This is a genomic window from Brevundimonas sp., assembly GCF_031082345.1.
Lineage (GTDB): Bacteria > Pseudomonadota > Alphaproteobacteria > Caulobacterales > Caulobacteraceae > Brevundimonas.
On sequence record NZ_JAVHLH010000244.1, the window covers coordinates 1 to 4266 of the forward strand.

General features: G+C 69.9%; 4 protein-coding genes. All 4 read right to left on the reverse strand.

Features of this window, described 5'->3' with window-relative positions; all coding sequences use genetic code 11:
• Positions 1 to 659: AAA family ATPase (locus RDU12_RS13195; protein ID WP_308685042.1), on the reverse strand; the 659-nt coding region annotated here is incomplete at its 3' end.
• Positions 660 to 762: 103 nt separating this feature from the next.
• Positions 763 to 1179: an SseB family protein gene (locus RDU12_RS13200; RefSeq protein WP_300289631.1), complete on the reverse strand. Its 417-nt coding sequence runs from the start codon at positions 1177 to 1179 to the stop codon at positions 763 to 765.
• A gap of 3 nt (positions 1180 to 1182) precedes the next feature.
• Positions 1183 to 2301 carry a DNA polymerase III subunit beta gene (gene dnaN, locus RDU12_RS13205; protein ID WP_300289632.1) on the reverse strand — a complete coding sequence of 373 codons (1119 nt, stop codon included), beginning with the start codon at positions 2299 to 2301 and terminating at the stop codon, positions 1183 to 1185.
• 195 nt (positions 2302 to 2496) lie between these two features.
• A complete protein-coding gene (dnaA, locus tag RDU12_RS13210; RefSeq protein ID WP_374990220.1) occupies positions 2497 to 3942 on the reverse strand; it encodes a chromosomal replication initiator protein DnaA in 1446 nt (481 codons plus the stop codon).
• Positions 3943 to 4266 lie beyond the last annotated feature (324 nt).

Here is a 4266-nt window from a genome sequence, read left to right on the forward strand (position 1 = left end):
GGCCGGTCGCCGCGCTCGTCGATGGCGGCCTGCAGGGTGACGAGAGCGGCGGCGCGGGCCAGGGCGGCGGCGGCCCCGGCCTCGCCGAGCCGCAGCTCCAGTGCGTCCAGCCACAGCGGATCGGCCGGCTGGCCTTCGGACCCGTCGGTCAGCAGCCGCAGCCGCTCGCGCAGCGCCTTCTCATAGGCGGCGACGGCGGCGGCGTGGTCCGGGTCGGCCGCGAACACCAGCCGGTCGAAGAATTTCAGCCGCGCCGCCCGGGCGTCGGAGAACAGCCGGTCCTGCTCCGGCGTGGCCCAGACCGGGCGCAGATAGTCCAGCAGCCGCCCCGGCTGGGCCGTCTCGCCGTCGATGCGGACGATGCGCCGCGCCGCGCCGGGCGACTGGACCCCGGTGCCCAGCTTCGTCTCGCCGTCGCCGTCCGTCAGGACCGCGGCCACCGCCCAGGCCCGGCCGCCGGCCTCGCCGGGCTCGCGCCGCCCCATCTCCGGCGCGCTCGCCCCGCGCAGCCCCTTGCCCGGGGTGAACAGGCTCAGCGCCTCCAGCAGATTGGTCTTCCCCGCCCCGTTCGGCCCATGCAGCACCACCGTCCCCGCCGCGATGGGCAGGGTGGCCGCTGCGTAGGAGCGGAAGTCGGTGAGGGTGAGGGCGGTGATCAAGCGATTGGCCGGGGGCTGGTGATGAGTGGCTGGATCGGGCGCATCCGCCGCCGCCAACCCCTAGCCACTATTGAGCCCCTTCCCAACCCGGGGATGCGAGGCCTTACCGGCTTTGGCCCGCCTGACCCCCGCGTGCCTTCATCCGGGCGACGCCGTGGGGCGGCATGCTGAAGCCGACGGCCTCGCCGGGATTCACGGCGACACCGTATTCGTCGCCAACCACATTCAGAATCCAGTCGGCGCGAACCTGACGCGCGTAGGGATATTGAGGCGCGTTGCGGGACCAGTTCGAGCATTTCCCGGCGGTGGTGAAGACGACGAGCGCGAGATAGCCCTCCGGCGTGGACACCGTCAGCGGCGAGATGGCTTGGGGCTCAGGGCCCGGGTCTTCCGCGAGCATAACGACGACGTTCGAGTTCATGAACGCCGACGCGAAATCATCAAGGTTTCCGCCGTTCTGTGCGGCGATGATCGCCGCTTCGAGCGCCGCGCCAGCCTCCTCGGGCGGGGGGACCTGCACGGCCTACACCCGCAGCGGCATCAGCACGTACTGCACGCCCGGATCACCCGGGTCCAACACCAGTGTCGGGCTGGCCGGGTCGGCGAATTTGAAATGCGCCGTCTCGCCGGTGATCTGGCCGGCGACGTCCAGCAGATAGCGGGCGTTGAAGCCGATCTCGAAGGGCTCTTCGGAATAGCCGATCTCGACCTCCTCGACCCCCTGGCCGGCCTCCATGTTGCGCACCGTCAGGGTGACGCGGTCCAGCTCGAAGGCCAGTTTCACGCTGCGGCTCTTCTCGGCCGAGATGGTGGCGACGCGGTCGACGGCCGAGGCGAAGACGGCGTTGTCGATGTCGGCCTGTTTGTCGTTCCCCTTGGGGATGACCCGCATGTAGTCGGGGAAGGCGCCGTCGATGACCTTGGAGGTCAGGCTGGCCTGGCCGAATTCGAAGCGGATCTTCTGCGGGCTGACCATGACCTCGACGGGGCCCGAGCCGTCGTCGAGCAGGCGGCGGACCTGGTCGATGGTCTTGCGCGGGACGATCACGCCGGGGCCGCCGGCGGCGCCCTCGGGGGCCGGGGTCTCGGCAAGGGCCAGGCGGTGGCCGTCGGTGGCCACGGCGCGCAGCAGCGGGATGCCGTTCTCGGCCACGGTGTGGAGATAGAGGCCGTTCAGATAATAGCGCGTCTCTTCGGTCGAGACCGCGAACCGGGTCTTGTCGATCAGCCGGGCCAGGTCTTCCTTGGGCAGGGAGAAGCGCGTGCCCGAGGTGTCGGTCGACATGACCGGGAAGTCGCCGGCCGGCAGGACCGGCAGGTTGAATTTGGAGCGGCCGGCCTGGACCACCAGCCGGGGATCGTCGCCGTTGTAGCTGAGCGAGACCTCGGCCCCCTCGGGCAGTTTGCGGACGATCTCGTAGAGGGTGTGGGCCGGGGCGGTGATCTGGCCCTCGACATTCACCTGGGCCTCGGCCTCGTCGACCATCTCCATGTCGAGGTCGGTGGCGGCGAACGACAGCTTGTCGCGGCCAGCGCTGAGCAGGACGTTCGACAGGATCGGAATGGTGTTCCTGCGCTCGACGACGCTCTGCACGTGGCCGAGGGCCTTGAGGAGCGCGGATCGTTCGATGGTCAGCTGCATTTGGTCTCGCCCGGGGTGCGGCGACTCAAGGCGTCACCGCGAATAGAGGGCCTTGGACACTAGCGGATTGGCGGCGCGGAGCAAGGAAGGGGCGAGGGTCGAGGGTCGAGGGGCGAGGGAGGATGCGGAGGGACGTGTGGATAACCCACAGGCGGGGCCGGGGCGTCTTCAGCCCGCGCCCCTCGCCCCTCGACCCTAACCCCTCAATTTGCGGGTCAGCGCCTCGACGTCCCGGGCGATCTGGTCGTCCTGGGCCATCAGCTCCTCGATCTTGCGTACGCCGTGCAGGACCGTGGTGTGGTCGCGTCCGCCGAAGCGGCGCCCGATGTCGGGATAGGAACGGGTCGTGTGCTGCTTGCACAGCCACATGGCGATCTGGCGCGGCCGCGCGACGGAGCGCGTGCGGCGCTCGGACAGCAGGTCAGCCTGCTTCAGGGTGAAATGCTCGGCGACGGTCTTCTGGATCTCGTCGACGGTGATGCGGCGCTCGGGGCCGCCGCGCAGGGCGGAGCCCAGCAGCGTCTGGGTCTCCTCGACGGTCAGGGCCGACAGCCGGGCGCCGGCGACGGCGGCCAGGGTGTTCACGGCCCCTTCCAGTTCGCGCATCGAGCCGGGGGTGCGGTCGACCAGGTGCTCCAGCACCTCGGCCTGGGCCTCGCCGGAGACGACGCCGAGGTTCGCCAAGGCCTGTATGCGGCTGCGGGCCACGGCGAGCTTCAGGGCGCGGTCGGCCGGCTCGACCGGGCAGGTCAGGCCCGAGGCCAGGTGGCTGCGCAGGCGCGGCTCGACCTCGGTCAGGGCCATCGGCGGGCGGTCGGCCGACAGGACGATGCGTTTGCCGTCCTCGATCAGGGCGGTCAGGGTCGACAGCAGTTCTTCCTGGGTCGAGGCCTTGCCGCCGACGAACTGGACGTCGTCGATCAGCAGCATGTCGGCGCCGCGCAGGCTTTCCTTGAAGGCCGCGGTCGAACGATCCTGCATGGCCCGCACGAAGGTCGACAGGAAGCGCTCGGCGGTCAGATAGACCACCTTGGCGTCCGGGCGCAGGCGCTGGGCCTCCCAGGCGATGGCGTTGAGCAGATGGGTCTTGCCGTAGCCATAGGGGCCGCAGAAGAAGATCGGGTTGAAGTGGCCGTCGGCCCAGCAGGCGGCCTGTCGGGCGATGGCGAGGGCGAAGGCGTTGCCCTGGCCTTCCACGAAGCTGTCAAAATTGAGCCGCTCCTGCAGCCCGGCGGCGCGCACCGCGCGGGCGCCGTCGGCGACGGGGCCGTGCGTCGCCATCGGCATCGGCACGACATTGGCGACGGGGGCTTCGGCGCGACCGGCGGCGACCTGGGAGGCCGGCGGGGTCGACACCATCTCGGCCCGGCAGCGGACCTCGAGGCGGCGCGACAGGCCGTCGAGGCCCAGCCATAGTTCATTCATGCGGCGCAGGGCGTTCTTGCGCACCCAGTCACGGGCATAGGCGGTCGGGGTGACAAGGATCAGCTGGCCGGCGCCGTCGGCCCGCACCGCCGAGGGGGCGATGTAGGAGCTGAAGGCGCCCTCGCCGATCTCGCTGCGCAGGCGACCCGCCGCCTCGGTCCAGATACGATCCGGATCGGTCATCCCAGCCATCTGCGCTCCCCCCGCCATACTCAGTCACCCGCCAAAAGAATTCATCACCCGACGCCCTTCGAGCGGCCTGGATCGGGGACGACTTCTCCTGTCCGGTGCGGCTGGGCGCCGCCCGGGGTGGGGTCGTACTCTCGATCAGACATCTCACGCCGCCGCGAAACTGGTCCCGCGCCGTGTTCATCCGTGGTGGGATGGAAGTGCGTTAGAGGCCCAAACTTACGCCGGGAGCGGGGGGCGTCAACGCTGATTCGAATCGTAAAAGGCAGTTAAATTGTTTGACTCCGCTAAAGCCAAACGGTGACAGCGGAATCCCCGAATTCGCCACCGGGGCGAGCACAATTCAGGCTC

Bases quoted from the DNA above. Each gene is read 5' to 3' on its own strand.
- dnaN (WP_300289632.1), bottom strand. From the start codon at position 2,301: ATGCAGCTGACCATCGAACGATCCGCGCTCCTCAAGGCCCTCGGCCAC.